Annotated in this window: 30 protein-coding genes and 1 pseudogene; 8 read left to right on the top strand and 23 right to left on the bottom strand. The window is 39.3% G+C overall.

Going from position 1 to position 26,246, the window contains the following annotated elements:
• Positions 1–687 (top strand): IS4 family transposase (locus BLS16_RS14400; protein ID WP_143015539.1); only part of this gene is annotated, 687 nt, incomplete at its 5' end.
• On the opposite strand, the gene BLS16_RS14395 is transcribed toward BLS16_RS14400, so the two are convergent.
• Complete coding sequence (locus BLS16_RS14395) at positions 645–1,379, bottom strand: hypothetical protein (protein ID WP_207649762.1); 735 nt, start codon at positions 1,377–1,379, stop codon at positions 645–647. The two genes, BLS16_RS14400 and BLS16_RS14395, sit on opposite strands and share 43 nt — an antisense overlap.
• Before the next feature lie 673 nt (positions 1,380–2,052).
• Positions 2,053–2,247 (bottom strand): hypothetical protein, encoded by a 195-nt coding sequence (locus tag BLS16_RS14390; protein WP_092334304.1) that lies wholly within the window; start codon positions 2,245–2,247, stop codon positions 2,053–2,055.
• A 1,081-nt stretch (positions 2,248–3,328) separates the two neighbouring features.
• Between BLS16_RS14390 and BLS16_RS14385 the strand changes: the two are divergent.
• A pseudogene (locus BLS16_RS14385) lies at positions 3,329–3,823 on the top strand (transposase); the annotation flags it as partial.
• Between the two features lie 225 nt (positions 3,824–4,048).
• Here the strand turns inward: BLS16_RS14385 and BLS16_RS14380 are convergent.
• The 8 genes from BLS16_RS14380 to BLS16_RS14350 all read right to left on the bottom strand — a co-directional run bounded on the left by BLS16_RS14380 (position 4,049) and on the right by BLS16_RS14350 (position 11,409).
• Positions 4,049–4,795: a hypothetical protein gene (locus tag BLS16_RS14380; protein ID WP_092334302.1), complete on the bottom strand. Its 747-nt coding sequence runs from the start codon at positions 4,793–4,795 to the stop codon at positions 4,049–4,051.
• A 447-nt stretch (positions 4,796–5,242) separates the two neighbouring features.
• Positions 5,243–5,992: a Tn3 family transposase gene (locus BLS16_RS24935; RefSeq protein WP_282433754.1), complete on the bottom strand. Its 750-nt coding sequence runs from the start codon at positions 5,990–5,992 to the stop codon at positions 5,243–5,245.
• A 2-nt stretch (positions 5,993–5,994) separates the two neighbouring features.
• Positions 5,995–8,238 carry a Tn3 family transposase gene (locus BLS16_RS14375; RefSeq protein ID WP_282433752.1) on the bottom strand — a complete coding sequence of 748 codons (2,244 nt, stop codon included), beginning with the start codon at positions 8,236–8,238 and terminating at the stop codon, positions 5,995–5,997.
• A 70-nt stretch (positions 8,239–8,308) separates the two neighbouring features.
• Entirely contained in the window at positions 8,309–8,872 is a 564-nt protein-coding gene (locus BLS16_RS14370) for a recombinase family protein (protein WP_092334300.1), read from the bottom strand.
• Positions 8,873–9,171: 299 nt separating this feature from the next.
• Positions 9,172–9,645, bottom strand: coding sequence for a chemotaxis protein CheX (locus BLS16_RS14365; RefSeq protein ID WP_092334298.1), 474 nt, complete (start codon positions 9,643–9,645; stop codon positions 9,172–9,174).
• Positions 9,645–10,061 carry a bacteriohemerythrin gene (locus BLS16_RS14360; protein ID WP_092334296.1) on the bottom strand — a complete coding sequence of 139 codons (417 nt, stop codon included), beginning with the start codon at positions 10,059–10,061 and terminating at the stop codon, positions 9,645–9,647. The genes BLS16_RS14365 and BLS16_RS14360 overlap by 1 nt, the downstream gene beginning before the upstream one ends.
• Before the next feature lie 79 nt (positions 10,062–10,140).
• Positions 10,141–10,377: a hypothetical protein gene (locus BLS16_RS14355; protein ID WP_176786179.1), complete on the bottom strand. Its 237-nt coding sequence runs from the start codon at positions 10,375–10,377 to the stop codon at positions 10,141–10,143.
• 135 nt (positions 10,378–10,512) lie between these two features.
• Complete coding sequence (locus BLS16_RS14350) at positions 10,513–11,409, bottom strand: DUF3102 domain-containing protein (RefSeq protein WP_092334294.1); 897 nt, start codon at positions 11,407–11,409, stop codon at positions 10,513–10,515.
• Between the two features lie 368 nt (positions 11,410–11,777).
• On the opposite strand from BLS16_RS14350, the gene BLS16_RS14345 reads away from it, so the two are divergent.
• A complete protein-coding gene (locus BLS16_RS14345) occupies positions 11,778–12,077 on the top strand; it encodes a hypothetical protein (protein ID WP_092334292.1) in 300 nt (99 codons plus the stop codon).
• Positions 12,078–12,205: 128 nt separating this feature from the next.
• Here the strand turns inward: BLS16_RS14345 and BLS16_RS14340 are convergent, their stop codons facing one another.
• The 5 genes from BLS16_RS14340 to nagZ form a co-directional block, all read right to left on the bottom strand.
• Complete coding sequence (locus tag BLS16_RS14340) at positions 12,206–12,403, bottom strand: hypothetical protein (protein WP_207649761.1); 198 nt, start codon at positions 12,401–12,403, stop codon at positions 12,206–12,208.
• A gap of 162 nt (positions 12,404–12,565) precedes the next feature.
• Positions 12,566–12,754, bottom strand: a complete 189-nt coding sequence (locus BLS16_RS14335) for a hypothetical protein (RefSeq protein ID WP_014903245.1) — start codon at positions 12,752–12,754, stop codon at positions 12,566–12,568.
• A gap of 265 nt (positions 12,755–13,019) precedes the next feature.
• Positions 13,020–13,700 (bottom strand): SOS response-associated peptidase, encoded by a 681-nt coding sequence (locus tag BLS16_RS14330; RefSeq protein WP_092334290.1) that lies wholly within the window; start codon positions 13,698–13,700, stop codon positions 13,020–13,022.
• A gap of 358 nt (positions 13,701–14,058) precedes the next feature.
• On the bottom strand, positions 14,059–14,601 hold the full coding sequence (locus BLS16_RS14325) for a Uma2 family endonuclease (RefSeq protein WP_092334288.1): 543 nt from the start codon (positions 14,599–14,601) through the stop codon (positions 14,059–14,061).
• Positions 14,602–15,043: 442 nt separating this feature from the next.
• Positions 15,044–16,270, bottom strand: coding sequence for a beta-N-acetylhexosaminidase (gene nagZ, locus BLS16_RS14320; protein WP_092334286.1), 1,227 nt, complete (start codon positions 16,268–16,270; stop codon positions 15,044–15,046).
• A gap of 46 nt (positions 16,271–16,316) precedes the next feature.
• Between nagZ and BLS16_RS24630 the strand changes: the two genes are divergently transcribed.
• The gene (locus BLS16_RS24630) at positions 16,317–16,439 is read left to right on the top strand and encodes a hypothetical protein (RefSeq protein ID WP_282433751.1); all 123 of its coding nucleotides are present in this window, start codon (positions 16,317–16,319) and stop codon (positions 16,437–16,439) included.
• 17 nt (positions 16,440–16,456) lie between these two features.
• Here the strand turns inward: BLS16_RS24630 and ppsA are convergent, their stop codons facing one another.
• Positions 16,457–19,132 (bottom strand): phosphoenolpyruvate synthase, encoded by a 2,676-nt coding sequence (gene ppsA / locus BLS16_RS14315; RefSeq protein WP_092334284.1) that lies wholly within the window; start codon positions 19,130–19,132, stop codon positions 16,457–16,459.
• 235 nt (positions 19,133–19,367) lie between these two features.
• On the opposite strand from ppsA, the gene BLS16_RS14310 reads away from it, so the two are divergent.
• Both BLS16_RS14310 and BLS16_RS24050 read left to right on the top strand, forming a co-directional pair.
• Positions 19,368–20,567 (top strand): RNA-guided endonuclease InsQ/TnpB family protein, encoded by a 1,200-nt coding sequence (locus BLS16_RS14310; RefSeq protein ID WP_092334314.1) that lies wholly within the window; start codon positions 19,368–19,370, stop codon positions 20,565–20,567.
• A gap of 215 nt (positions 20,568–20,782) precedes the next feature.
• A complete protein-coding gene (locus tag BLS16_RS24050) occupies positions 20,783–20,959 on the top strand; it encodes a hypothetical protein (protein ID WP_207649760.1) in 177 nt (58 codons plus the stop codon).
• 47 nt (positions 20,960–21,006) lie between these two features.
• On the opposite strand, the gene BLS16_RS14305 is transcribed toward BLS16_RS24050, so the two are convergent.
• Positions 21,007–21,501: a GNAT family N-acetyltransferase gene (locus tag BLS16_RS14305; RefSeq protein ID WP_092334282.1), complete on the bottom strand. Its 495-nt coding sequence runs from the start codon at positions 21,499–21,501 to the stop codon at positions 21,007–21,009.
• A gap of 433 nt (positions 21,502–21,934) precedes the next feature.
• Between BLS16_RS14305 and BLS16_RS14300 the strand changes: the two genes are divergently transcribed.
• Positions 21,935–22,903, top strand: a complete 969-nt coding sequence (locus BLS16_RS14300; protein ID WP_092334280.1) for a LysR family transcriptional regulator — start codon at positions 21,935–21,937, stop codon at positions 22,901–22,903.
• A 188-nt stretch (positions 22,904–23,091) separates the two neighbouring features.
• On the opposite strand, the gene BLS16_RS14295 is transcribed toward BLS16_RS14300, so the two are convergent.
• The 5 genes from BLS16_RS14295 to BLS16_RS24330 form a co-directional block, all read right to left on the bottom strand.
• On the bottom strand, positions 23,092–23,721 hold the full coding sequence (locus tag BLS16_RS14295; protein ID WP_092334278.1) for an HAD family hydrolase: 630 nt from the start codon (positions 23,719–23,721) through the stop codon (positions 23,092–23,094).
• A 194-nt stretch (positions 23,722–23,915) separates the two neighbouring features.
• A complete protein-coding gene (locus tag BLS16_RS14290; protein WP_092334276.1) occupies positions 23,916–24,272 on the bottom strand; it encodes a type II toxin-antitoxin system HicB family antitoxin in 357 nt (118 codons plus the stop codon).
• Positions 24,256–24,519 (bottom strand): toxin HicA, encoded by a 264-nt coding sequence (locus BLS16_RS14285; RefSeq protein ID WP_242876299.1) that lies wholly within the window; start codon positions 24,517–24,519, stop codon positions 24,256–24,258. Before BLS16_RS14285 ends, BLS16_RS14290 begins: the two co-directional genes overlap by 17 nt.
• Before the next feature lie 101 nt (positions 24,520–24,620).
• A complete protein-coding gene (locus BLS16_RS24335) occupies positions 24,621–24,701 on the bottom strand; it encodes an RHS repeat-associated core domain-containing protein (RefSeq protein ID WP_345788534.1) in 81 nt (26 codons plus the stop codon).
• 28 nt (positions 24,702–24,729) lie between these two features.
• On the bottom strand, positions 24,730–24,978 hold the full coding sequence (locus BLS16_RS24330) for a hypothetical protein (protein WP_242876298.1): 249 nt from the start codon (positions 24,976–24,978) through the stop codon (positions 24,730–24,732).
• 118 nt (positions 24,979–25,096) lie between these two features.
• On the opposite strand from BLS16_RS24330, the gene BLS16_RS23680 reads away from it, so the two are divergent.
• Positions 25,097–25,240 (top strand): hypothetical protein, encoded by a 144-nt coding sequence (locus BLS16_RS23680; protein ID WP_176786177.1) that lies wholly within the window; start codon positions 25,097–25,099, stop codon positions 25,238–25,240.
• Between the two features lie 273 nt (positions 25,241–25,513).
• Here the strand turns inward: BLS16_RS23680 and BLS16_RS14275 are convergent, their stop codons facing one another.
• Entirely contained in the window at positions 25,514–26,239 is a 726-nt protein-coding gene (locus tag BLS16_RS14275) for a Fic/DOC family protein (RefSeq protein ID WP_092334272.1), read from the bottom strand.
• Between the last annotated feature and the right edge of the window lie 7 nt (positions 26,240–26,246).

Here is a 26,246-nt window from a genome sequence, read left to right as displayed (position 1 = left end):
TTGATGGATAGTTGGTTTACTCATGCCCCGCTTCTACAAAAACTGATGGATAAGAAGCTTCACATTATTGGGATGGTAAAGGAGCTAAAACAACGTTATTGTTTCGAAGGGAACGCATTAAGTCTAAGTGAGCTCTATGCCAAAATCCCTAAAAATCCAAAAGCAGAAATTCTGGGTTCAATTCGAGTTCAAACTCTTGCAGGTTTATCTCTTAAGATTGTCTTCGTCCAAAATCGGAACAACCGGAGAGATTGGTTGGCGATTCTAACGACAGATCTTTCATTAGATAATGCTGAAATCATAAGAATTTATGGGATGCGGTGGGGTATCGAGACCTTTTTCAAAGTGGCTAAATCACACTTAAAACTGGGAACCGAATTCCAAGGACGGTCCTTCGACATGATGATTAGCCACACAACCATCGTCTTTACTCGTTATCTCATCCTTGAGTGGGAGCGTCGGCAAAATAGCGATGAACGCTCACTGGGAGGATTGTTTTACCTTTTTGCAGATGAGGTAATGGATATAGACTTAAAAACAGCCTTGCGCCAATTGATGGCATTTGTACTCGATCTACTTCCGAACAAACCGAAGAATTACGAATCACTTAGTCAACTACACAACTGGATCAGTGCATTGCCCAGTTATATCAAGGCTTTATTCGCACAATTACGGTGCGAAAGTTGAGTAATATTATTATATAGGGCCTCGGCAACTTCCAAGGATTCTTTATTAATTGATTGCCCTACTCCATGCAATGGAGTGCTCATAAATGAATATTCAATTACAGCATCCCCATTTGAAACAACTTCAAAATCTGACTGTGCTTCGTGTTTGTTATAGTTAACATATTTATTCAGATCCTTCATTTCTTGATTAAGACTTTTGAGAGAAGAGAATATTAGGGGGAATTTGCTAAGTTCAGCCTCGTTATCTCTTAAATACTTAATCAATCCGTTTTGCGGTTTTATTGATAGTTTTAGTTCTGAAAAAATAAAATAGCACAGAACATCACACATAAATCGTAAAGTCATTAACAGGCCATTAAAGTATGTTAGAAATGCAACGTATGTCGTTAAGTGTCCATCTTGGAAAATATCAACGTTTATAATTATATCAAATGGATCTCTATACAAAGTTCGTAGACAAGCGAGATTAAAATCGCATTGATATTTCATAAAATGTAGACTCTGTCCATATTCGTCTTGGGGCCAAGCGCATTGAAAGAATAAATCTGCTAATAAATCGTCTTCTTGATTATTATCACACATAAAAGGTTGCTCCTCTCCATTGCGAATCAGATCTTTGTCTTTATTAGTGAATATCTCAGCAATTACTGAGATATTAAATTTCCCACTTGATGGGTTAGAGTCAACCAAATGACGTAAAACACGCTAAGACAATATTTAACAGTTAGAAGCTATTTTACTTACTCCAAGGAATAATGTTATTCGCCCAGAAAATAATTAATTTAACCAATTTTTATAATTCAGGTCCGATAACTAACACTGTGTAAAGTACACTAAAACCAAATTCCCCATTTTTGCTCAAATTCCGCCTTGACAGTCGATTTACCTGTTTTCAGAGGTTCGCATTATAGACATTCGCTACCTTATCTGAACTTTTACAAATTAGCCTATTGGATATGGATTAAAGGGGGTTCAGCAATTTATTCCTCTCTATCCAGTGGCTATTGGTTGGAGTAAATTTCCCGCATCCCGCAATAATAATAGAAATTATTGTTATAACTAAGAGTAATTTCTTATTAATTGTCTTTCCCCACCCTATCACGTCCATATAATTACAACTTTAATCATTACATAACTTCTGTGCAAAGTAAGGGGAATCTTGTCAAAAATGCATAGATCAATGGATTATTTTTCAGGTTTTCAAACGGCTGTATAGACGGACCAGCCTAAAAGAAATCTCACAGGCGAAATTCGTGATATTAATATGTTTGTTCAGAATAGCTGCCAGTCCTACTTTGAAACTCAAGTTTCAAAGTAGGACTGGCAGTAAGGTCGTCACTTGCTTTATGTATCTGTCAAGAAATTAATTATTCCACCCGTTAATTTCATCAATGGATGCTCTAATTGAGGTTATCATAGCATCAATTTCTCGATTTAATTCTGCTGAGAATTGCATGCCTTTGTCCTCATTGAGTTCAATGTACCCTTTGATCACCGTGACTTGATCACATAAATTCTCACATAATTTCTGACAAAAGGTTATTTTGTACTCTTCCAACTTTACCCCTCCCCTTATCGATTTTTAGACAAAACTCTTTGGATGTAGCCTTATATTCTGCAAGGTTTTTTAGTTTCTTGAAACTAATTGCGAGATACTGACCTAAATCTTCAAGCAATGTCCGAGGAAAGTCATCGGACCTTAGATATCAATAGTCTGTCCGAAATTGGCCCGCGTGGACCAATTTCGGACATGCTTCGAACTATTAGGTTTTGACGATATTCTTATTATTCACAAAGAAGCCATTGAAATGTTCGGCGGTTAAATTTTTCAAGACCAAATTTCCTTTATGTGTCCGATATTCAAACCAGAATCCGGCCTGCTTCCTTAGTCAATATCCCATTCCCGCCTGATTCTGAGAAGATTCTCCGTCCTTTAAGGTGACAACCGGCACAGCATGTCCCAGGACCCGACAACCTGTCGTTTCCTGGGACATGTTTAATTTCCGTTTTTTTAATCCTCTTTAACCTCCGGAAAAAAATCCATCATAAGATAAAGAGACAGGCCGTTATCCGGTCTGCCAATAAAACAGAGGAGTCGGACACCATTATTACCGAACTTCTGAATTCAGGACTATTCCGAATCGCGGTTTTCATCTTGAATAGCCAGGACTTTAAGCCCGGGTCCAGGCTCTCCGTCCATAGGCTGGCAGCAGAATCAGGACAAGGAGGTTATTTAATGAAATCGGATAAATAAACATTGGAACAAAGGCTGGCTGCTATACAAGGCGTAGGGCCAACATAATGACGTAAAACCCACGCTAAGACAGATATCAGATATAAAAAGCTGGTTTTTTACTCTAAACTATTAGGCCAATTAACTTTTAAAGCACAACAGTGTCATGTACTGAAAACTAAAATATTTAAGCCCCCTCGTTCCTTAGCATATCAGTTGGATGAGGGGGCTTAAATTAATGATAGGTATCCTTGTTGTGGAATCCATTGAAGGATACCAGATGACCAAGGAACAAAAAGAGCGCATGGTCATGGTTCGCTCCCATCTTGACTTCGTCCAGTTCTCCCTTACAGAGTTAGACGAAAAACTCGATAAGATGGTAACCCCTTATGAAAGTGCCATTACACTTCTTCGAACCATTCCCGGAGTTGAAAGAGCTTCTGCTATCACCATAATCTCCGAGATTGGTACTGATATGTCTCAGTTTGCCAATTCTAAGCGTTTATGCTGCTGGGCGGGACTAACGCCTGGCAACAATGAATCTGCTGGTAAGAAAAAATCTGTTCGAATAACACGTGCTGGTGTCTACCTCAAACCTGCATTGATACAAGTTGCCCATGCAGCCGTGAAATCGAACGATTCACCTTACTACAGAGTCAAGTATGAGCGCATCAGTAAAAGAAGAGGCAAAAAAAGAACCATAATCGCTATCGCAAGGACGATACTCACCGCTATATACCACATGTTTGTTACAGGTGAAGAGTTCAATACGAGTGATCTGTATAAAGTTGATATGCCGCAAGAAATGGTGGAAAAGCAGAAAGAGAAAGCTATTAAACAAGCAGCAAAACTTCTGATTTCTCTTGGTCTAATAAAAGCTACTGATATTTCTGTAGCTTAAACTAAAGCTTAATTTTTTTGGCCTTCGAAAGCCATATTTAAGTGCGTCCTTTTTTACTTCAATCCAAGGTATTTTTCACGCTAACATCTTCTTCTAAAATATCTTAATATTATTTCTTGTTAATAATTCATCCTGTAAAAATATACGGGAACAATTATGCAAGATTTTCATCATCTAACCTTATATCCATCCCGTTAAGATAGGTGGAAATAAAGTTTAAGGTTTTTATGAATTATTATTAATACAATTAATAATATATTCGTGAGGTTCAGATACAATTAAATGAGTACTATTCCATTCTTCTCCCGAGCCTATTATGCAAACCCTATTAAAAAGACTTGCTAAAAGTATAAAATCATTTTCATTTTCTATTTCCTCCTTACTCCAATTCGGGAAATTTATACCAAAATACCCATTATATCTAACGGATTGTGAAAGTAAATACATAAATAATTTGTTGTATAAAACTTTAGCAATTTTTTCGGAATCAATTATACTTTCAATATTAGTGATTTGAAAGGCTTTTATATTAACTGTTTCGTGGTCGTTATTATTTGAATTCCTTATTAATTTATCTAGACAAGAATCTATTTTTTTTTCATCCTTTAATATCCTAAAAGCTTCTTTGGTTTCATCCCGCAATTCTTTTACATAAAGTTCAATAACTTTATTTTCGTTAATAATAAAATGATAATACTTAAAAATACTGGGTACCATTTGAACTAAAGGGGTATTAAGAATTTCGATATTTGTTGATTCTTTTGGAAAGGATATAATGGCAGGAGTTTCTGAATTATTATAACTATAAAGTAGAGTTATAATAACTTGAAGCGTATTTTCTGATTTTATTATATCAATTGGAGAAATTCTTTCGAAAGAACTCAAATAACTTGTGAAAAAATTTACTCTTTTTAATTGTAACGATTTACTATATGGCTTTGGAACCTTATCTATTTCAATTTGTTTTAACATAAAAAGAATTCCTCCTTAGATAGGTGCTTTACGATTAAGTTTTTCGTTTTCACCGATTCTAGAAAAAATCCTAAGAATCGGTAACACATAAACCAAAGATAAATACCAAAATAGAAAAGCAGTAACCCACCATAAATTAATATTAACAAAATAATGTAGTTTCAAATATTCCAAATATGTTAGTGTAAGGGCTAAAACACCTTCAGTTTTTTTGCTTCGTTAGTTAGTAATAAGCTCTGAAGACATTTTCTTAATTCACATTTATAAGTATAGCAAACGAGTGTGGAAAAAAATGTCGCAATATGGAAGATGATGTTGATGAAAACAATATATGTAATTTATACCAACTTTAAAACTTCTAAATTATTGTTATTTCGCACAGAATCATTCTTGTTAACTGAAATGCCAAATAGCCGATATTTTATGCCATTAGAAAGCCGGTTTTCCTTACTCTAAAGGTAAACCGGCTGAACTATTTTGGTCGTCGCATTTAAGAGGTCGCAAGGATTTTAATGTGGTCGTATGTTTTATATCAAACTTATACTCTCCCAAAAAGTTAATATGTTCCCATCCAAGAGGAGAAATGTGATTTAACAGTTCCTCTTTTAATTCTCCTTTACTCTTCTTTAATTCTGCTGCTTTGGCCAAATAAACTGTATTCCATACACTGATGGCATTGATAATAATATTTAACGCACTAGCCCGTTGAAGTTGGTCCTGAAGTGCTCTTTCGCGCAGCTCGCCGAACTTTCCGAAGAAGATAGCTCTAGCCAATGCGTTCATAGCTTCCCCTTTATTTAATCCACGGTTAATACGCCTCCTCATGGCTTCGCTTGAGATATAATCGAGAATAAATATAGTCTTTTCGATACGTCCAATTTCACGAAGTGCCGTGGCCAAACTATTCTGCCGAGAATAGGAACCTATTTTCCCCATAATTAATGATGCAGACACTGTCCCTTCACGAACCGAATGAGCAAGCCTGAGTACATCGTCATAATTTTCTCTTATCACTTTGATGTTGATCTGGCCACGCAACAATTTCTCCAGTTTAGGATGTTCACTAGCTTTTCCAATACAATACAACTTTGAGTCGGCTAAATCTCTTAACCGGGGAGCAAAACGAAAGCCTAATAGGTGGGTTAGTCCGAAAACCTGGTCTGTATAACCTGCAGTATCCGTGTAGTGTTCTTCAATTACTAAATCAGTTTCGTGATGTAAGAGTCATCAATGACATGTACCGCATCCCTGGCATTCGTATTGATCACTTTGGTATAGAAACTGGAGAATTGGTCGCTAACAAAACGGTAAATCGTTGCCCCTTTTCCGGTACCGTAGTGAGGATTAGCATCAGCATGAAGGGCATCAACACCTATTTGAACACGCATTCCATCCGATGAAGATGTGGTACCGGCTCCCCAATATGATGATAAAGCCAGTTTATGATGAAAATTGACCAGGACTGCTTGTGCCTTGTTCATAGCGTCCTCGTATAGCCGCCATTGAGCAGCATTGGCCATTTGTCGGTAAGAGATACCTGGGGTAGATTCTGCCATTTTGGTGAGACCAATATTAGTACCCATGGCCATAAGGGTAGCCATCAGAATGATCGTTTCTTCCTCACTTGGAGAACGATTCGTAGAAGCGTGTATGAACTGTTCATGGAAACCAGTCCAATAAGCAACTTCCATAAGTAAATCAGTCAGCTTAATATGTGGCAGCAATTCGTAAAGTGAGAGACTAAAATCTCTGGCATCATCTGGAGTGTCCTTCTCTAAACGGTCAATATGAAGCTTTCCATTTTCAAGATTTACACCCTCCAAGTCATTTACGTTGGATGTTACCCATTTCAGACGTTTTAGCAAGGATTCGGTACGCTCTTCCAAGTATTCTTCTACAGATAGGCTTACTGCTAATTTAGTCGTGGCTTGTGTTATCTGGTTCCATTCTTCTTTTGAAAAAAGATATTCCTCAAAGTCTTTATGTTCTCGGCTGCCGACAATCGAGACATCCCCGGAGCGAATAGAGTTGCGAAGTTCTGTTAGTACAGCCATCTCATAATAATGACGGTTTATGTTGCCGTCATCATCGTAGATATGTTTTTGCCAGCGATTAGAAATAAACTCCATTGGAGCGTCTTCAGGAACCTTGCGCTTACCGTTTTCGTTCATTTCCTTTATTGTTTCAATAGCCTTTAGTAATGATTCAGAAGACTTAGTTGAGTGGAATTCTAATGAAGTTAACAGGGTTGGTGTATATTTTCGAAGTACATAGAATTTCTTTTCAAGCAGATCGAGATAATCGTAGTCAATTGGCCTGGCTAGTTGTTTAGCTTCTTCAACGGAAGCAACAAGCCGATCCCAAGGTAAAACCGCCTCAAGTGCTACGTACGGATCAATTCCTTCTGTACGAGCCTTAATGAGGGCAGCTCCTAAATCAGCTAATAGAACAACCTTTTCATTAATAGTTTTGCCATTCTGTTTCTGGATTTCTTCCTGAGCCTTCCTTCCTTTAGAGAGCAGGGACATAATCTGGCGATCATGGATCTCAAAGGCTTGATCGGTTAAATCCTGTATAAGCTCAAGAAGATAGGCCACCAAAACTGCGTATTTTTTAGGGTCATTAAATCTCCGGAAGGAGTGGGGTTCATAGCGTGCGCCTATTTTGGAAAGTTGTCGAAGCCGGTTTGGATGGATTCCATTTGTATCTACCTGAAGTTTTAAATCACGTATGTATTCTAGTTTTTCTATAACCTTTAGGAAGGAATCGGGTGAATAGGTACCCGGAATTTCCTTCAACCATGCCAGATAGGTTTTGCTACTTTCCGGCATTGTGGAGAGAGTGCTTTCCAGTTTCCCCATTTGTTCAATGCTTAAAGAATTAACCAACTGCATGAAAATTTTATCTTCTGCCCGCTGCCTAACATACCTTACCATCCGTTCAACGTTCGTTAACGCAGGTAATATGACTTTTTGTTTTCGCAACTCTTCAATGGCCATTTGAATTAAATAAATGGCATTTCCGTTTTCCATTGCATAAGGTAATACTTTTTGGGATATAACACGATATTCATGAAGACTAAAATTTCGAAATCCAAATTCTCGTCTAATCTCATCAAGATGTTCATGTTTAGTCTGTTCACGATCTGCATATTGCCGAATTTCTCTGGAGTCGATATTTAGTTGTTTAGCAATATAGTCTAATACACTAACAGGAATGTCGTGAACATCTGAAAGGGTCCATCCTGGAAAGCGTAGTACACAAAGTTGCAAGGCAAATCCCAACTTATTGTGGTCTCTACGATGGCGCTTTATAATTTCGATATCGTGTTGGGATAATGTGTAATAGCTACCTAGGTCGAACTCGCTAATTCGTTCCGGTATGGACATAAACTCTAAGCGTTGCTCAGGCGTAAGTAATTCTCTAGCCCGTTTTGAAGGCATGATTTTCATCCTTTTCACATATTTTATAGCCAATAGTCTTATGTAATAATGGAATAAAACTATCACTAGACTATTTAACAGTCCTTTTTCTGATATAACGATATAATGTTGCCTGGCTTATTCCAGTCATCCCAACTATTTCACTGATACTGTATTCTTTAGAATCATATAATTTCAAGGCTTTTTCAATACTTTTATCCTTAACTTGTGGTCTTCCACCTTTTCTTCCCCTAGCTCTAGCACTTTCCAAACCTTCCTTTGTTCTTTGTGCTATAATATCCCGTTCAAATTGGGAGAAGGCTTGAAATACTGTAAGCATTAATTTTCCTTGTGGCGTATTTGTATCAAAATTCTCTTTTAGGCTTATTAATTTGACGCCCTTAGATTCAAAATATTCTACAAGTTCTATTAAATCTTTTGTGCTTCTTCCTAGCCGAGAAAAACTTTCTATTATGATCGTATCCCCAGACCTTACTTTATCCTTCAAACGAAATAATTCAGGTCGATCCATTCTTGTACCCGAAATTTTTTCAGTTAATATTTCAATACAATGATGTTGCTTAAGCATATCTAATTGTCGGCTCAAATCTTGTTGCTGGGTGCTTACTCTTGCATAGCCGTATCTATGATTCATTACGCGTCCCCCTAAACTCAGTAATAATTACATATTATCATAATGGGTAGATTTTGAAACTTTGATTTTGAAAATATTTTTGAGTACCATTTTAGTGACTATTTAGAAACTTTTTGAGCTATTTATTTTATTATCAAAAACTATCATTATTGACAATAAGCCGACTTTCCTTAGCGTCAGAAAAGTCGGCTTATTATTACCAAATATTGTCTTAGCGTGGGTTTTATGTTATTTGGTTGGCCCTACCCCTACAAGCACTCAATTTGGGTGCTTTTTATCAATATCTATAAGGAGTTCGCCTAGCCCGCTGACTGAATTGTCCGGAGGTTCAGTCCCACATCCCCGATAGACGTCTTGACCTTAGCCCCGTAAAGGGAACACCCTTCACTGACAGGGAAAGTCTGGCCTTCGCTAACCTTAGGAGGACGAATATCGCAGATCAATTGGGCTTGGGACAGACTCGACAAAGCACTGCCGCTAATAATATTAGCGATCTCGCCTAAAGCCGATTTAACAAACTCATCGATTTCCTTGAACTCCATACCGCTCATTATTTTCACCATTTCCAGGGTCATATCTTTGGGAAAGCTATACATTATCTCACCATTGAGATCCCCTGTAATTTGTATGACAATATCGATATTTTCTATGTATTCCTTCTTATCATTGTTTTCCGGGGACTGAACAGTATCAGTGATTACGTCCAGATCCAAGAGCAGTTTAAAGGTCTGATTGGCTGCATCCGAAAAGGAGGTTAAAAGTTCGCTATTCATTAATTAGCCCCCTTACTTCTGGCATACTCCGCAATTTTCTGATCATCTGCCAGTACATGATTGATCAGCCAGGCTATAAGCTTCCCTCCGAATTGCTGCATGAGTTCTTCCTTAAAACCCTCTTTTTCGTACTCATCAGAAACCGCCACCACATAGGCAACCATTTTCTGATGAATCTTCTGATGCTCCTGATAATGAGGATAGCCTATTGCCGCCTGATAGGCTTCTTCATCGGCAAAATGGGTCACTACATAACCTTTCATAAATTCTAACGTTTCACTGACTTTTTCAAGCTTTTGCTCCCAGGGCTTATCGGAACGCAGAGTTTCTACAAACGCGGTAACCCGGGAAAACAGCTCTTCATGCTGCTGATCAATCTGGGGAACTCCCACCATATACTTTTCTTTCCAAAGCATATCCTTTCTCCTTTCGTCTTCTGCAATTCTTCTTATTTTCTTTAAGTATAACACGAGACAAAGAATTAACAAGGAATGATTAAAAAGAGAGAGTGATTTTTCTCATTAGAGAAAACACTCCCAAAACACTATAGGGAAAAAAGTTGTTATTTGTGTTGCTCAATAAAATAATTGCCGTTGGAATTATAAAACCAGCAGTTTGAGATGCATCTGCTTGAAAAGCAAGTAGCAGTGATACACCGATTGAAATAACAGCTGAAACCCACCAATTTGTAGTTGTTAAGATTCTCCACAACCCCATAATCTGGATAGGCAATACGATGCATTCTTAAAGAGCTGCGGCCTCAAAAGAACGGAATAGACCGAATCTTTGAGAGAGGGGGTCTATTCCGTTTCTTTCATGGCCTGCACCCGGAACCAATGGGCGAAATTGTTGTTGTAGCCGCAGGATTTATTTCCCCTTGGACTGGTTCGAATTAATCGCTAAATTGGTCTGAATGGTCGGTGGCCATTCTTTCGCCATCTTTCCCATGTTTTCCAGAATCGTGCTCACATTTTCCCTGTATTTTTCCTTCACTTCCCGATCCGTTCTGTCTAAGGCGGTGAGTACTTTCAGGAGCTCATTGTAGGCATTGAGCATGTTATCCCGGTGAATGGAAAACTTTGCTTCAAGGGTTTTGACGGAAGATATTGTTTCCGTGTCTTTGAGCTTCTTTTCCAGTTCGGTAATTTTACTGGTGGAGGGGAGCTCTTCTTTGACTGTCTCCAACTCTTTGGCCTTTAACGTGACTTTTTCCTGCTCGGCGGTGTATTTTGACTTGTAGTCGTTCATCTGTTGCTCCAGGCTTTGGGCCTGAGTGGTTAATTGGGCGAGTTCGCTGCTTTTCAGATCCAAGTCTTTTTGCAGGTCTTTTTTCTCCTGAATGGCCTGGTCTCTGTCCTTGACTGCCTGCTGCAATTCCAAGTTGGTCATGCTCTCCACATCATGCTTGGCGATAAACTCCTCCCTCTCCTCTTCCGGGATCCCCAAGAGGATCAGCGCCTGGGTGTAAGTCAGATTCGTCACCAGTGACGAATCTGACAAGCTGTCACTGGCGGGAGAGGTGAGCAGTTTCGTCCCGTACTCTTCCCAGAGCTGCATTAGCCTATCTGCCGTCCGCTGAGAGTAATTGACCGATTCCTTTAACCACTTGCCCCATTCTCCATAAGGAACCAAGTCCTTAGCCTCCTGCAAGCGCCGGCCGATTTCAACGGCACTGGTAAGAATGATTTTCCCAGCCTGGTGTCTAATCGTGTTAATTTCTGCCGCGATCACAAGCGGCGTACGCTCTTTGAGCAAATCACTCATGATATTGTCTGCCCTTTCCATTACTTTATAACAGAATATGGGGCTAGGCCTACACTTGTGACAAACCTCATTTGCCTGGCAATTGCAGTTAATGACCATAAAATAGGGGTCGGCCCAATAAGCGTTCACTTTTACGTTTATCGGGCTGGCCCTTTAGTTAAATATGATAAGGGGAGATCCTTTTAAAGGCAAAAAATTTGGAGATAGTCTACTTTTACTTGCTTATTCATGGCTAATGCTAGGATATACAATTTGCCCAAAGGCTTTTTGACTGGAAACCTTTAGGCAACGCTACTGAATTCTCATATATATAATTAATTTTTGCTTCTTTGGGTAGAATTAATAAAAACTCAAGGAGGTAATTTTAAATGAAGATTATTAAAAATGAGCTGAAAGAAATTAGGGAAAAACTCATTTGTGAGCATTTGTTAAACCTTAATGAGAATAACGATACATTTGCGATTGAATTGGATAATCTTGATGTAAGGATTTATTCAACGTCTGAAAATGACGACGCAATTATTTACTTGAAGAAGGAGTTTTTTCACAGAAGTACGTGTGAACCTGTAGGGCTTAATAGTTCTCTGATTATTTTTTACGACCTTAATGAAAGGTATCAACTAATATTCAATACGGATGATACATTTACTATCAAGACATTGGATTAATAGTTATATTAATCGTGTCTTTACAGATTTATCCACAGTAAACCTTTTGTATACAATGATTATCAGTCTTAATTCCTTACAGTTTCTTAATTAATCCATAGTCTAAGCTAGAATAATTCTTCCTCAAATTACAGAGCATCAGCCATTGTATCCCATTTTGTACATAAAAAGAAATGTGCATATTCCCCTTGTTCAACTATCTTCAAATATGCCCCCATGTTTCCTTTTATTATCGTTGTATCCCTTATCCCTGTTTCATATTCATATTTTTCAAACGAATCCTTCATATGAATAGATACAATACCATGCCATGTTCTTGATATCATCTAATTTTCAGCGCCTTATTTTTTTGTAATTCTCCAAATATTAAACTAAGGTTGATATAATGAAAATGCTCGGTATTACTACAGGACTTTAGGGTTTTTTCCAAAAGGCTGATACCGTTTTGAATTGAAGCCGTTTTAGCCTCAGCTAGCATTAATTACGAGCTAAAAATCTTCCATCATCATCTTATAAGTGCAACGTGACTCACATTTAGCACTACTGCTTTCACACTTAAATCCAACAATTTCTCCTACCTCATTACTTCCCTTCGGTCTTTGCCGGAAAATCATTAGGGAAACAATCTTTGAAACAGTTGAACAAATTTCCTGTCTCTCTTCTATAATCTGTTCCATACTTAATGCACCTACTTTTAAGTCCTTAATACTGTCTGGATCAACAAACCCGTTATCGGATCGAGATACTCCTCATATTGAGGCGTATTTTTTGTAATAATTGGAAACCCCTAAAGGTCGTTGTAATTTCTTTGGATAAAGGGGTGAGCCTATTGGACGTACCGAGTGAAAATGAAAACGGAATCGTTTTCCATTTCCAAGAAGAAGCATCACGCATTTGCGTGCTGCTTCGCAGCTCGCATACCACAAATATTATTTCATAATCTTAAAAAAGTCTGTTTACTGGAACCATACATTCAGGTTCATCGTTGCGTGGAGAATTCACCAGTGGTGATACCTCGTAAGCAACCATTCCTTCCGCTGGAAACGGTGTTAGCAAACCTTTGACTTCACGGCTAGGGATAGCACCACTATCCAGCCAAAGCGACTCCATGCCCTGTGGCAATATTACAGGCATTCGGTTGTGTATAGGCTCCATCAACTTATTAGGTGTAGTCGTAATAATAACACATGAGTTTATAGTTTGGCCTGTCGGGGACAACCAAGAATCCCACAAACCTGCGAAAGCAAAGGGTCTGCCGTCTTGAAGAGTGATTCTGTAGGGTTTTTTAATGCGACCTTCTTTTTTCCACTCGTAGAAACCGTCTGCCAAGACCAGACATCGTTTTTCCTCAAAGGACCTGCGAAAACTTGGCTTTTCAGCCAAGGTCTCTGCTCGGGCATTGATTAATTTGTTTCCGATGCTTTCATCTTTAGCCCAATACGGTATAAGCCCCCAGCGAAACATTAGTAAGAGGTTACTTCCATTTTTATGGATCACCACAGGAACTTCTTGAGATGGTGCAATGTTATAGCGTGGGCCTAACTCAAACTCAAACTCAAGTTGGATTATACCAAAACGTTCCGTAATGTTCTTTGGTTTGGAAAAGGAATATCGGCCACACATCAAGCTTTCATCCTCTCTATACACGTTGCTTCTTCCGACTAGCCGAACACTTCAGGTAAATCATGAGCTTTTTTAGGCAGCATGTCAATCCCCAGATTCTCCCTCAATACCTCGCCGTGGTGAGTGATGAAGCGGTTGACTTGGAGAGTAATTTTTCTCCATTACTAACAACAGAAAGAATACCAAACACTAACTGCCCGTTCTACTTTGAAACTCAAGTTTCAAAGTAGAACGGGCAGCGGTTAAAAGTTATGATTTCGTATAGATATTCCTCAATATAAGAGACACAAGGGGACAGTTCCTCCGGTCGATGCCTATGCTTTTCGGACAATGTATACACCCTTCCCTTTCATCGCGATTAAGCAAAGAGATTTTCTAATTCTATGTTTAATCCCTTAAATAAATAGGAATGAGCAATTTCACTATATATCATCTGCTCATCAGTGTTAAAATCCCAAACAGTGATAAGTTTTGATTTATGATCTATAATCCAATATTCTTTGACACCAGCTCTTTTATAAAGATCAGCCTTCTTAATATTGTCGGTATAGACTGTAGATGGCGAAACGATCTCAACGATGATTGTCGGGATATCATCAGTAAAAGTTACGTTGAGATCCTCGTACTGACAAAATACCGAAATGTCTGGAATTACATCCCCAATTTTTCTTTTTTGCTCATCATATAGCCTAACATTAACGCCCTGCAACATCTGGCAACCTTTGCCCGCAACGAAACCATCCATAATCTGAGCTGCTTTAAAACATATTTTTTGATGCAAAGGTGTTGGGGCTGGCGTCATATATACAACACTATCGATTAACTCCACTTTATCATCAGTATTTTCCCTAAGTTTAAGAAGATCTTCGTAAGAAATAAGTCTATTATCGGCTAAGGACATCCATCAATCACCCTCATTTACACATATTAACAACTGAATTATACCATAGAAGGAATACTTATTAATACTTTATCCAAGCATATTGGCCTTCCGATTATATATACCCCACCGCTATCACATAGTGACAGGCGACAAAAATATTTTACTAAGCTAAATCAAAAACCTAAATCAATATATCTAATCTATGTATGAGATTTCAGCTTGCTATAGAAAGGGGCGGAAGCAACATGGACAGCAACGAGTTTGCCGCTCGAACAGAACTCCTGAAAGCACGCCTATATCGCACAGCGCTGCTTTACTTAGGCAGTGAAAATAGGGCTGTTGGTGCGGTGGACGATGCGGTGTACCAGGGATTAAGGGCCATTAGGTTGAAATAAGTCCTAAGAAGCAAGTGATTATTAAGATAATATTCATTATCTTTATCTGTCTAGCTCCCCGAGTTTCACTTTTTAAATAACTTTTTAATTGAATTATTGATGTTCTGTACATTTACAGTTGGTACAGTGTTGTCCGCCAGCTCATATTTCTGTTTTAACTGAAGGATTCTATACACGCTTTCATCTATGGTATTTTGGTGAATACTTCCGTTTTTTGCTGCAACAGTCAAGGCGTTAATCACAAGGGTTTCCTTGTCGAAATCATGGCAGACCAATAGGATATCTGCACCTGCATTCACCGAACGAACCGCAGCTTGCCCAATATCGTAATTTTTAGTAATTGCTCCCATGGTCATGTCATCCGTAATAACCACACCGTTAAAGTCTAGTTGCTTTCTTAGCAGGTCGGTGATTATATACTTAGACATACTGGCCGGATATGAGTCATCCAGTTTCGGAAGTAATATATGGGCGACCATCACCATACCTACATTTTGTTTAATGGCGGCTTTAAAGGGAATCAATTCGAACTGTTCAATTCGTTCTAATCCATTATTCACAACCGGTAATCCGACATGGGAATCGACCGAAGTGTCTCCGTGCCCCGGAAAATGTTTTACTGCAGAGATCACTTTTTTGGATTGAATTCCCTTCATGGTTGCTACGCCCAGATCACTAACCAATTGAGGGGTATTCCCAAAAGAGCGGTCACCAATAACCGGATTCTTAGAATTGCTGTTAATATCTAAGACTGGCGCAAAGTCTAGGTTCATCCCAAAGGATTTCAATTCTCCTCCCAGTAGTTCACCTACCTGCTCAGAAAAGCTTCGATTATTTATCTTGCCGATATCTTTATTGGTGGGAGTCCCGAGAATTTGATTGGGCATTCTGTTGATTTTGCCGCCCTCTTGGTCAATTCCCAGAAACAGCGGTATCGTAGACACTTTCTTATTGTCTGCCTTTAAGGAATTGGTTAGGGTTAACAATTGACTGGTGTTCTCCACGTTCTGCCCCAGTATAATAAAACCGCCTACATGATATTTACTGGTAAGTTCAAGAGTGTGATTATCTTTGGTGTATCCATCCACCCCGGCAATTACCAATTGACCGATTTTTTCTTCCAAGGTCATTTTACTAAGTTGTTCTTTAATGGGGTCTTTTTCAGTTGGTTTTTCCTTAGCTGGGTCTGCTTGTTGAGCCGGTGTCTGTACTTGATTGTTAATTTGCTGTAAAGGCTGGCACCCCACAAGCATTAGGACTGCCAATAAACAAATAACCCTTTTTACAAACATTAAATCATCTACCTTTCGGGGAGGACTGAAACTGAAAGCTACTATTATGCAGGAGCCAATGATGGAGGATACCGCAAACATTGAAGCAGAGTTGTTCCACTATAGTCAGATTGGTAAATCGGAGGATATCGTGATAGCTATGAATTCCTATATCTTGATGTCTAAATGACATTAGCGCCTTCCTCGTTATAGGATTTCTACATACCCCTCTGTTCCATGCACGCGAATTCGTTGCCCATCTTTGATCAGTTTGGTAGCATTTTCTACTCCTACAACTGCCGGTAGGCCATATTCACGTGCTATAACTGCTCCATGGGTCATCAGTCCGCCAATTTCGGTGACTAGGCCTTTTAATGATACAAATAATGGTGTCCAACTGGGGTCAGTAAAGGTTGTGACTAATATATCTCCATCTTCTAAATTTGCGTCTTCCATGCATAAGATGACCCGGGCTCTTCCCTCTATAACTCCTGAAGAAACAGGCAGACCAGGCATAGCACCAGCTGGAAGATTTTCCTGTTTGTACTCGCCGGAGAGTATTTCACCTTCAGAGGTGATAACACGTGGAGGAGTTAGTTTTTCAAATAATTTGTATTCTTCTTTTCGCTTGTAGATGATATGAGAATCCAGTTTATTTGTGGCTATGACTTCGCGAAGTTCTTCAAAAGTGAGGTAATATATATCTTCTTTTTCCTGAATGACATTTGTCTGTACGAGTCGATCGGCTTCTTTCAGTAATGCCTGCTTATAAACAAAGTAGCGGCTAACCATGCCGTATTTTGGATATTCACGATAGCCTATGAAATTTCGGATTAGGTCAATCATTCGCTTTGTTTCTTTGACTTTTTCTTCACCATCCGGCAACTTATTCAATCTCTCTAATAGCTCTTGTTCTTTTTCCAAAGCAACACGTCGCCCTTGCTCGAATTTTCGATTACCAGCATTAGGTTCAAAATTTTTTATGTTGCTGAGAATCATAGGGATTAGCGTAATTGGTTTTTCGCCCCAACGAGTTCTGGTAATATCAATTTCTCCGCTGCATCGCATTCCGTATTTGTCAAGATAAGACAGGATTGCCTCTTGGGTAACGCGCCCCCCATCAAGCTGAACTAATTTTTCCAAAAAATTATCGTCTTTTACGTTCAGTAAATAATCAATTACTTCGGGATAAGGGCGAATCACATCTGCCACATCCATTAACGCCAGACCCATTTCCGAAGTAATATTGTTGGGTACAGATTGAGAAAGTATGTCTGCTGCGTTCTTTTCACCCAACCACTCGTTCATTTTTTCATTGATCCAAAGTGAAGCATTTATGGCGGCTGTAAATACAGCAGTACTTTGTGGGTCAAATAAGATTCTCTTTAACTCCTGGATATCTTCTAGTATAAAGTCAATTAAATTCGTTCCTGATTTCCCTAGAATGTTTTGTTTCAACTCTTCTATGGAGGTTTGACTTTTGCTAATCAAATCAGCAACAATTAACGGATTGTTTTCGATTTGGGCTTGAGGTTCTGCAGGCGGCTTAACTTTATCGCTATTACCAGAACTCTGCTCTGTCTTATCATTTGGCAAACATTTTATGAAATCTCGCTCTATGATGGTCATAATTGCGTCTTTTGTGAGGGGTTCGAGCTGTTTCATGTTATTTAATAAGACTTTTCTGCCATCTGGCGAAGCCAGCATTGGTGCCACATCAACAAAGAACCTGCCACCAGCTTTAAACCAGCGGCCAAAAGATATTAACTCCTTTAAAGACATTCCGAGTGGCTTCAAGGGGTCGGTCATCATTTGTTGATGGCCCACAGATAAATAAACGTGTTTTTCATCATCATTTGCTTCAGGGATGGGGTATAAAGTTGTAATTGGCCGACTTTGGACAATAAAAAAGGAAAGGGGACACACCTCCTTTGGAAGACTTGTCTCTGTGGCCGGAGGAATGTCCCCAATTGATGTATCATCAGCTAAACACCATTCGATGTCTTGGGGACAACCGAAATGTTCTTCAACCTTTCTACCAATGCGCTCAAGTTGCAAAATCTGTTCATCCGTCAGCGCTTGTTTATTCTGCTGTTCAGGCGGGGTCTCTTGTTCTTTCGTTCCGCCATCTCTTAAGGCATAAATAACCAGTTTCTTAGTGGATACTTTCTTATCGATAATTTTGCCGCTTTGCAACTTATAGATATCAGCATTCACCAGTCCGGAGACCAAAGCCTCACCAAGTCCGAAGCCGGCATCAATGGATGACACCTTTCGATTGCCTGTGACAGGATCGGCAGTAAACAGAATTCCAGCCACCTGCGGGAAGACCATCTTCTGAACAACCACAGCCAGGTGTACTTTACGGTGGTCAAAGCCGTTTTGAATGCGGTAGGTTACGGCCCTCTCGGTAAACAGCGAGGCCCAGCACTTGCTGATATGCTTTAGGATAGCTTCCTTTCCTATAATGTTCAAATACGTATCCTGCTGGCCTGCAAAGGAAGCCGTCGGTAAATCCTCTGCAGTTGCACTGGATCGTACTGCATAGGCATTTTCTTCTCCAAGCTTGGAGAGAAAGACGGTTATTTCTTCATGAATGTCTTGAGGAATAGATAAACCTTCGATTCGTAAGCGAATCTCACTGCTAAGTTCAGCGATTTTACTTCGGTCATCCACCTTTAGAAGGGATAACTGATCAAGTAATTCGTTAATCGAAGAGGTTTCCGAGAGTGTTCTTTTAAAAGCTTCAGTAGAAATACAAAAACCATCTGGTACGAGTATTCCGGGAGTCCTGCAAAGTTCCCCTAGATTCGCGCCTTTACCACCCACAACCATGAGTTTTGTTTTGTCAATATCCTGAAAACTAAGCACATAGAAACTCATACGTTCCCTCCTTTGCCAATTCCGTCTTTGATTATCGTATCCAACGTGCTATTGCATTATAGCAGTAGCAAATGGTAACAAATAGTCTGCATTTACAATTTTTTATCATCGCGCGGCGAGAAGACTCCCATCCTCTATAGGTGGTGAGATGAATCGCCGCCACAAAATATTACCAGAACACCTGTTCCAAAGACGTTCCCCATGTGGTAAAATAAGGGTATAGACATTGGAGGGGGTGTTCACAATAATCCGAGTCTTAAAGACAACGTTCCATACTACTAAAGACAACATAGAACGTCTCTTTGCCTGTAATCGCACATCTGCTAATGTTTGGAATGACTGTTTAGGATTGGCCAAAGAGCATTTTCAAAAAAACGGTAAATGGATTGACCGAGGGACGTTGCATTTAGCAACCAAAGGTCAATACCCAGTCCACAGTCAGTCCATACAGGCGGTCTACGAAAAATACATTGATGCTCGAGAAAATGCCCATAAAGCAAGGGCATTGGGATTCACCCAAATTCGCTACCCTTACAAAGAGAAAAAGCATTTCAATACTAAATGGAAAAAAGATGGGTTTCGGGTTGGCGAAAACGGAAAAATCGAGTTAAGTTTGGGGCTTTTCAGGGGTAAACGTCAAAAACCTATAGTGGTTAGAGTCAAGAATTTGCCCTCCGGCAAAATTAAGGAGATTGAACTTGTCTATGACCGGGGTCTGCGGTTAGCTATAGCCTATGATGACGGCATAACGCCCAAAGAAAATGATCATCTGGGTATTGCGGCAATAGACCTGGGTGAGATCCACACCATAGCTTCGGTTTGTGATAATGGTCAAGGAGTGATCATTACCGGTCGGAAGATCCGAAGTCTCAAACGATTACGTAATAAGAAAATGAAGGAACTGCAAAAGAAGATAGCCAAATGTCAAAAAGGTTCTCGTCAATGGAAAAAGTACCGGCAAGCTTTGTACTACGTCTTGGGTAAGAGTGATGCCCAGTTGACAGATGCCCTTCACAAAACCACCCGTAAATTCGCAAATTGGTGCCTGGAAAATAAAGTAAAAAGAGTCGTTGTAGGCAACATGGAGGGTGTACAGCGAAATACTTCTCCTAAAAAGAAAAAGAACAAGCGCAAACGTTCTCGCAAACATAATCAAAAAATGTCCCAATGGCAATTTGGTCGAACCACAACCTACCTACAATACAAATTGGCAGCCGAGGGAATAAGTCTACAAAAAGTCGATGAATCCTATACAACACAAACGTGTCCCGTTTGTGGGAGGAGAAAGAAACCATCCTCTAGGAATTACAGCTGTACTTGCGGATATCGGGAACACCGGGATATCCACGGAGCGAAGAACATCTTGAGCAACTACAAATATGGAAAGTTCCGGGAACTATCATTGGATCAACAAAAGTATCTACGGATCGCCTAAAGCGGGAAGTAGTAGAAGCCATGAACCTGGCCCGTATGCAAGAATTGCATATAGTTGCTGGCCTTACCGAAATAATGTACTCGCGCCTCGGGTGAGGTATCTCTAAGCGAGATGCCATTGAGACATACATTTTGGGCTTGCCGGAAGCCCCTACCTCTAATGTAATGTAGGTGGGGGAGGTTCACATGTTATAATTAAAGTGTAAGAAGATAGACATGACAAAAGGGAGGGCAGAAAACCAGCCCTTTTGTCATGTCTATCTTTGTCCGCACTATTTTAAAGGTCTGCTCAAATTCGAAAATATTAATAAGCAAGAGAGACGTTTTGTGGTCTTAACTCCTACCGGCAATTATCGGCTTAAATTAAAATCCTTGCCCTGTGGGTGCAATTAAAATCTTACTGGGTGGTATCAGAATAATGTTTAACAAAAAGTCCTTTTTCACAATTGCTTCTCAAATAAATAAAATAATCCTTTTCTCCACTTCACTTCTCCAACCTTTTGATATCCAAGAGTCTGATACATTTTTAAGGCATATGGATTTAGAGAAAACGTGTCTAATCTTATAGATTGAATTCCCTCTGTCTTTAATATCTCTTCTATCTTTATCATAGTGGCTTTCCCAATTTTTTTATTTTGGTAGATTGGGTTAACACACAGTCGATGAACAACAGCAAACTTGTCATTGTCAGATCCCCAGTTGCCATACTTATACTCTTCTTCACATTCATTATTAATCACTAAGGCTGAAGCTATTTCGCCACCTTTAATTCCAACATACATTTGTCCATTTAATATGTCTTGTTCGAGATCTGTAGAAGTCGGGTAAAGGTCATCCCATTGGTTAATATTGTTGTCGTTCATTACCTTAATAGCATTCATAAATATTTCTAGGATTATATTTAAATCCTCATACGCTGCTTTTCTGATTAGCAAACCGACACTCCCTCTCATTTATAGAAAACTGGCAATCTTTCCTACGTTTAATCCTACTACGGTCAGGTTATTATTCGCCTAACAATATGTATTTACCTTTATTTTGCTCCTTGAGTCCGATAACTGTTGGTCATTCCCTTGATATCCATATCGATGATGAATTGTGCCCGTTCTTCCTTTAGTAGAGTATTGTCGAAAAAACGACAAATGATTTGTCAAATCAACGACAGTAATGCTCAAGGTAATGTGCTATTTTGTATTATAGAGTTAAAGCCTTATAATTGGGTGGTTTATGTGGATGCAGTGGTTAGTAATGCTGATATTTATCTGGTCATAGATAGGAAATTCATATCAACATTTAGATACATTTAGGATTAATACTGGATGAAATTATCAGTGTTTGGATTAGCTTACGGCGAAGGGAGATCGTATTATGGATGAACGCTTGCTTGTATTTCAAGAAGTAGCTAAAACTAACAATATTTCGTTATCTGCTAAGAAACTTCATATAAGTCAACCATCCGTTACTGTACAAATCAAGAGCCTTGAAAAAGAATATGGTGCAGAATTTTTTAACAGATCAAATAAAGGCGTAAGTTTAACAAAAGAGGGAAAAGTCTTCTACGGTTACGTTCAAAGTGTTCTGGATACCTTAACCTCTGCCAAAGAGGCGATAGATGCTCTAACTAAGAATCAGAAAAAAATAATCAGTCTCGGCGCAACCTTGACCATCGGCGAATATATACTTCCGCATCTTATAACATTTTTGCACAGAATTCATCCGGAAGTTGAGTTTAAGGTTAAAATCGCCAATACTGAATCCATATCCCAAGATATCTTAGAGAAAAATATGCATATTGGTTTGATTGAGGGGCCTGTGGGCAAGAACAAAAATCTAAATGTTAAAAGTTTCTGGGAAGATCAGTTGGTAGTTGTTATTCCTAATTTCCATCCCTGGGCAGCGAGAAAAACTATTAGACTCGATGAACTCATGAACGAGCGCATCTTGACCCGAGAAGAGGGTTCCGGAACTCGTAAGGTGATGGAGATTATGCTAAAGCAGAGCGGACTTGATCCTGCGCAGTTAAATATAGCAATGGAGTTAGGGAGTACTCAAGCGATCAAACATGCCGTAGCTGCCGGACTAGGTATAACCATCATTTCTGCCTTAACCGTCAGCAAAGAAAGTGATCAAAACGTTTTTAAGACATTACAAATAGAAGACAGTCCCCTTTATCGCCCCCTTAATATTCTCACAGGTGCCTGCATTAAGAAAACTAAAGAGGAGAATATCTTAATCAACCTGTTAACTAATCGAGATTTGATTCGGAGAATTTTAAGTAATGATGATTCTGACTTAGCGAAACCGGTCATTAAACCACATTTAATTGCGTCTAAATAGAAAATGTAAATAAAACTCATTAGCTTTGAATCCTAAACAAAAACAATAGACCAGGCTCTATATGCCCGGCCTATTGTTTTTGTTTAGGACTGAATCTTACCCTTCGATGGCGCTTATTTTATCTAACCTCAGTCCTCAACCTCGAGTCAAGACATCTATGATGTTACTGCGGCAATAGTGTTCGGTCTTCAGGTCAATATTATCGTTAACAATTCTTCAAAGCAATCAATCACATAATCATACTCTTCAACCTTACCAAAGCCATATCTGGCATATACAAACGGGATTTCCGCAACTTTGGCTGACTGGGCATCTCCCATGGTATCTCCTACATAAATAGGTTTTTTGAGTTCATTTCTTGCTATGAGGATTTTATTGGTTTCCCCTTTCGACAGCCCTGTGACACCCCAACATTCAAAATCACTGAAGTATTTATTTAAGCTGTGGGCCTTAAAGAAGGCTTGGATATAGCCATCCTGACAATTACTAACTATGAACAATTTGTATTTTTGAGCTAACTTTTTAAGAGTTTCTTCTAATTTAGGGTATAACATTCCGCCATGTTCCTCTAAATGAGCTTGTTCTGTCTCACAGAATTCTTTCATTAATTTCTTTTGACCAGCTTCATCTAATTCCGGGAACAACTTTTTGCCTATTTCATCCATTGGCAGCCCCATGCAGCCTTGCATATCTTCAGGGGTTACTCCTTTTGTAATGTTAGGATAGTTGGCTAAGACCGTTTGCCAGGCCTCACAAATTCCTGCCATGGAATTCCAAAGTGTGCCGTCTAAATCAAAAATAATACTATCAATCTCCATTTTCTTACCGTCCTTTTAATTGTTACCGATCCAATCGGTATAATTTTTACTGTGTAATTTGGTTTTTTACATAACTCAATTATACGCCAACTGCGGGTTCTTTCGAATCATCCGCAGTTTTATTTTTCATAAAAATAAACGGGGGCCGAGCTCTACGAACTCTGTTCGCTTTGCAACGGCCCCGCTCCAATTCACTAACCTTTAAATCCGGCACTCCTCGAAAGATGATAAAGGATTAATTGATTAAGACTTATATTTTCTTTTTTGGCGAGTTCTGATAAATGTCTATGGAGACTCTTTGGGACCCGTACATTAAATCTTCCTGAGTAGTCATCTCTAGTAGGCTCAGGAATTTCGACGCCATCCTCAATACAAGACTCCAACCAGCATTTTTTGGCGTCCTCGATCATGGCCAGTGCTTCATTGGCGGTATCAGCTTGAGTAATGCAGCCGGGCAGTTCTGGAATCGCTACAGCATAACCGCCTTCAGAAGATGGATGAAGCGTTATGCTATACGGTAAACCCATATAATAATCAAGCGTCTTGTTCATCGTCTATCACTCCTTTTAAAACATTAAGTGCTAACTCAACGTAGGCTTCACCAATATGAGGCTTTTTGAACGGTACAGTTAATCTGGATTCCCCAAGTTTGTATGTATAGTGGCTTGATCCACCCGAAGGCTGCCTCTTTGAAAATCCGTAATGTAGCAGTATCTTATCTAGTTCCTCGAATCGTACTTGTCGGGGGTTATTCTTTATTCTCTCAAGTAACTTTTTAAGCTTACTCAACCGTTTCACCTCCTATATGCATAGTACCATATATAGTGACGATCATCAAATAAATTTATGTTTACAGGATTGTTCAATGCATACACAAATACATTATGACTTAGCAAGTCTCAGACTTTTCCGCCTAAAGCGTCCGCATTAATAAACCTTCCCCACTCAGGACTATAATACCGACTCTGCAGATAATACAGTCCAGTCTCAATATCAGCCCTGTACCCTCTATACAGATAAGGATTCTCGCTCTACTGTTGAAGCAAGACTTTCCGTAGTAGCTATCAACTTGCGCCAGGAATCATAACTGTATCCGACAACCTGCGTTCCCGTACCATCAAACAGCCCAATAATATCCCCCTGAGCATTGCGGATATAATGATACTCCGTTCCGTTAAGATTCATGCTCACAAGACTTCCCGCAGCATCATAGCTATAATATAGCTTATCCGTGCTGTTATCCTCTAGTAGAAACACTTTATTCCGTAAAAAAGAGGCTGAAGCACTATAAAGTGGTCCCCGTGTCAAGGACATTTTGAAATAGGGGCATTATAAAATCAAAATGTTTCATATACACTCCTGATAAGGAGGAGATATGACAAAAGCACTGGTTGTTGCATCCCTGTGGATACAATTTTCAGTGCTTTTATTCAAAGGGCATATCTATATAGCTTATGGAAAAGTTAATGAAATCATTGGACATCTTCAAGGAATATATGTGCAGTTCGCAAGTGCCTAACTATGTAAGGCGCTTACGGATTTTTGGGGTAATCAAAATTACGAGTTACGTCATGTTAATGTTGCCCATTGCATCCGGTGCTTTATGGAGTACTGTCTTAGTATGAGATAAATAAGGCGGCTCCGTTATTGTTGGATGCGTATTTTGTAATAACCATATAACGATAGAAGAAGTCAGATTTCCTGTACGCTAAGGAATTCTGACTTCTTCAGATGGTCGGATCGAATCAACGACCGGTGGTTGCCCGTAAGGTAGTATTAATTACTTTTTATTTTATTCGTCGTCTGCACGGTATTCATGTGTGACAGGTTTGTAGTCCGTCTTATATTTTTGATACTTTTCACCTTGAGGAACCGATTCCTCCTGATCCAAATCGTCAGTGTATTCGATTGGCTCTGTGCAGATGGCGTCCAGCATAATTCTCTCAAGGTGTTCAAATTCCGAATATTGACCAAGGCTGGCCATCACAAATGCATTACGGACATATCCGGCACTGGCAGCCAAAAGCTCCTTATCAAAAAAATAATCGTAATACTCAACAAAGAAAGTTATCAGCATTACGATAGTTCGCGTGTTTCCTTCACGGAAAGGATGTACCTGCCACAATAGAGGAAACATCCTGACAATCTGTGCGGTGAAATATTCGCGGCTTAGATTGCGCCATTTTGTCTTATTTATTGCTTTCCATGCTAAATCCAAGTCCTTCTTGATATTATCGGCATCAGAATACCAGACGCTTATTCCTGCTAATAGAGGTTCACTCTTTTGGATGTTTATAGTCCGGAATTCCCCTGCCCAATCATACACATCTTCAAACAGAACCTTATGAATTGTCTTTATGCCTTGTGTAGAAAAATCATTAAAGCCCTGCTCATACAGCAACATCATGTTGGCTTGCGAAAGTTCCGCCTCGGCAACATCCAGGTCTTTTTCGATGTGGATATTTAATAAATTGCGCAGGACAAAGCTTCCTTCATAAAGATACGGATCATTATTCATAAACAAT

Source organism: Desulfosporosinus hippei DSM 8344, from assembly GCF_900100785.1.
Classification (GTDB): Bacteria; Bacillota; Desulfitobacteriia; order Desulfitobacteriales; family Desulfitobacteriaceae; genus Desulfosporosinus; species Desulfosporosinus hippei.
This window is presented reverse-complemented; position numbering and strand designations above follow the sequence as displayed.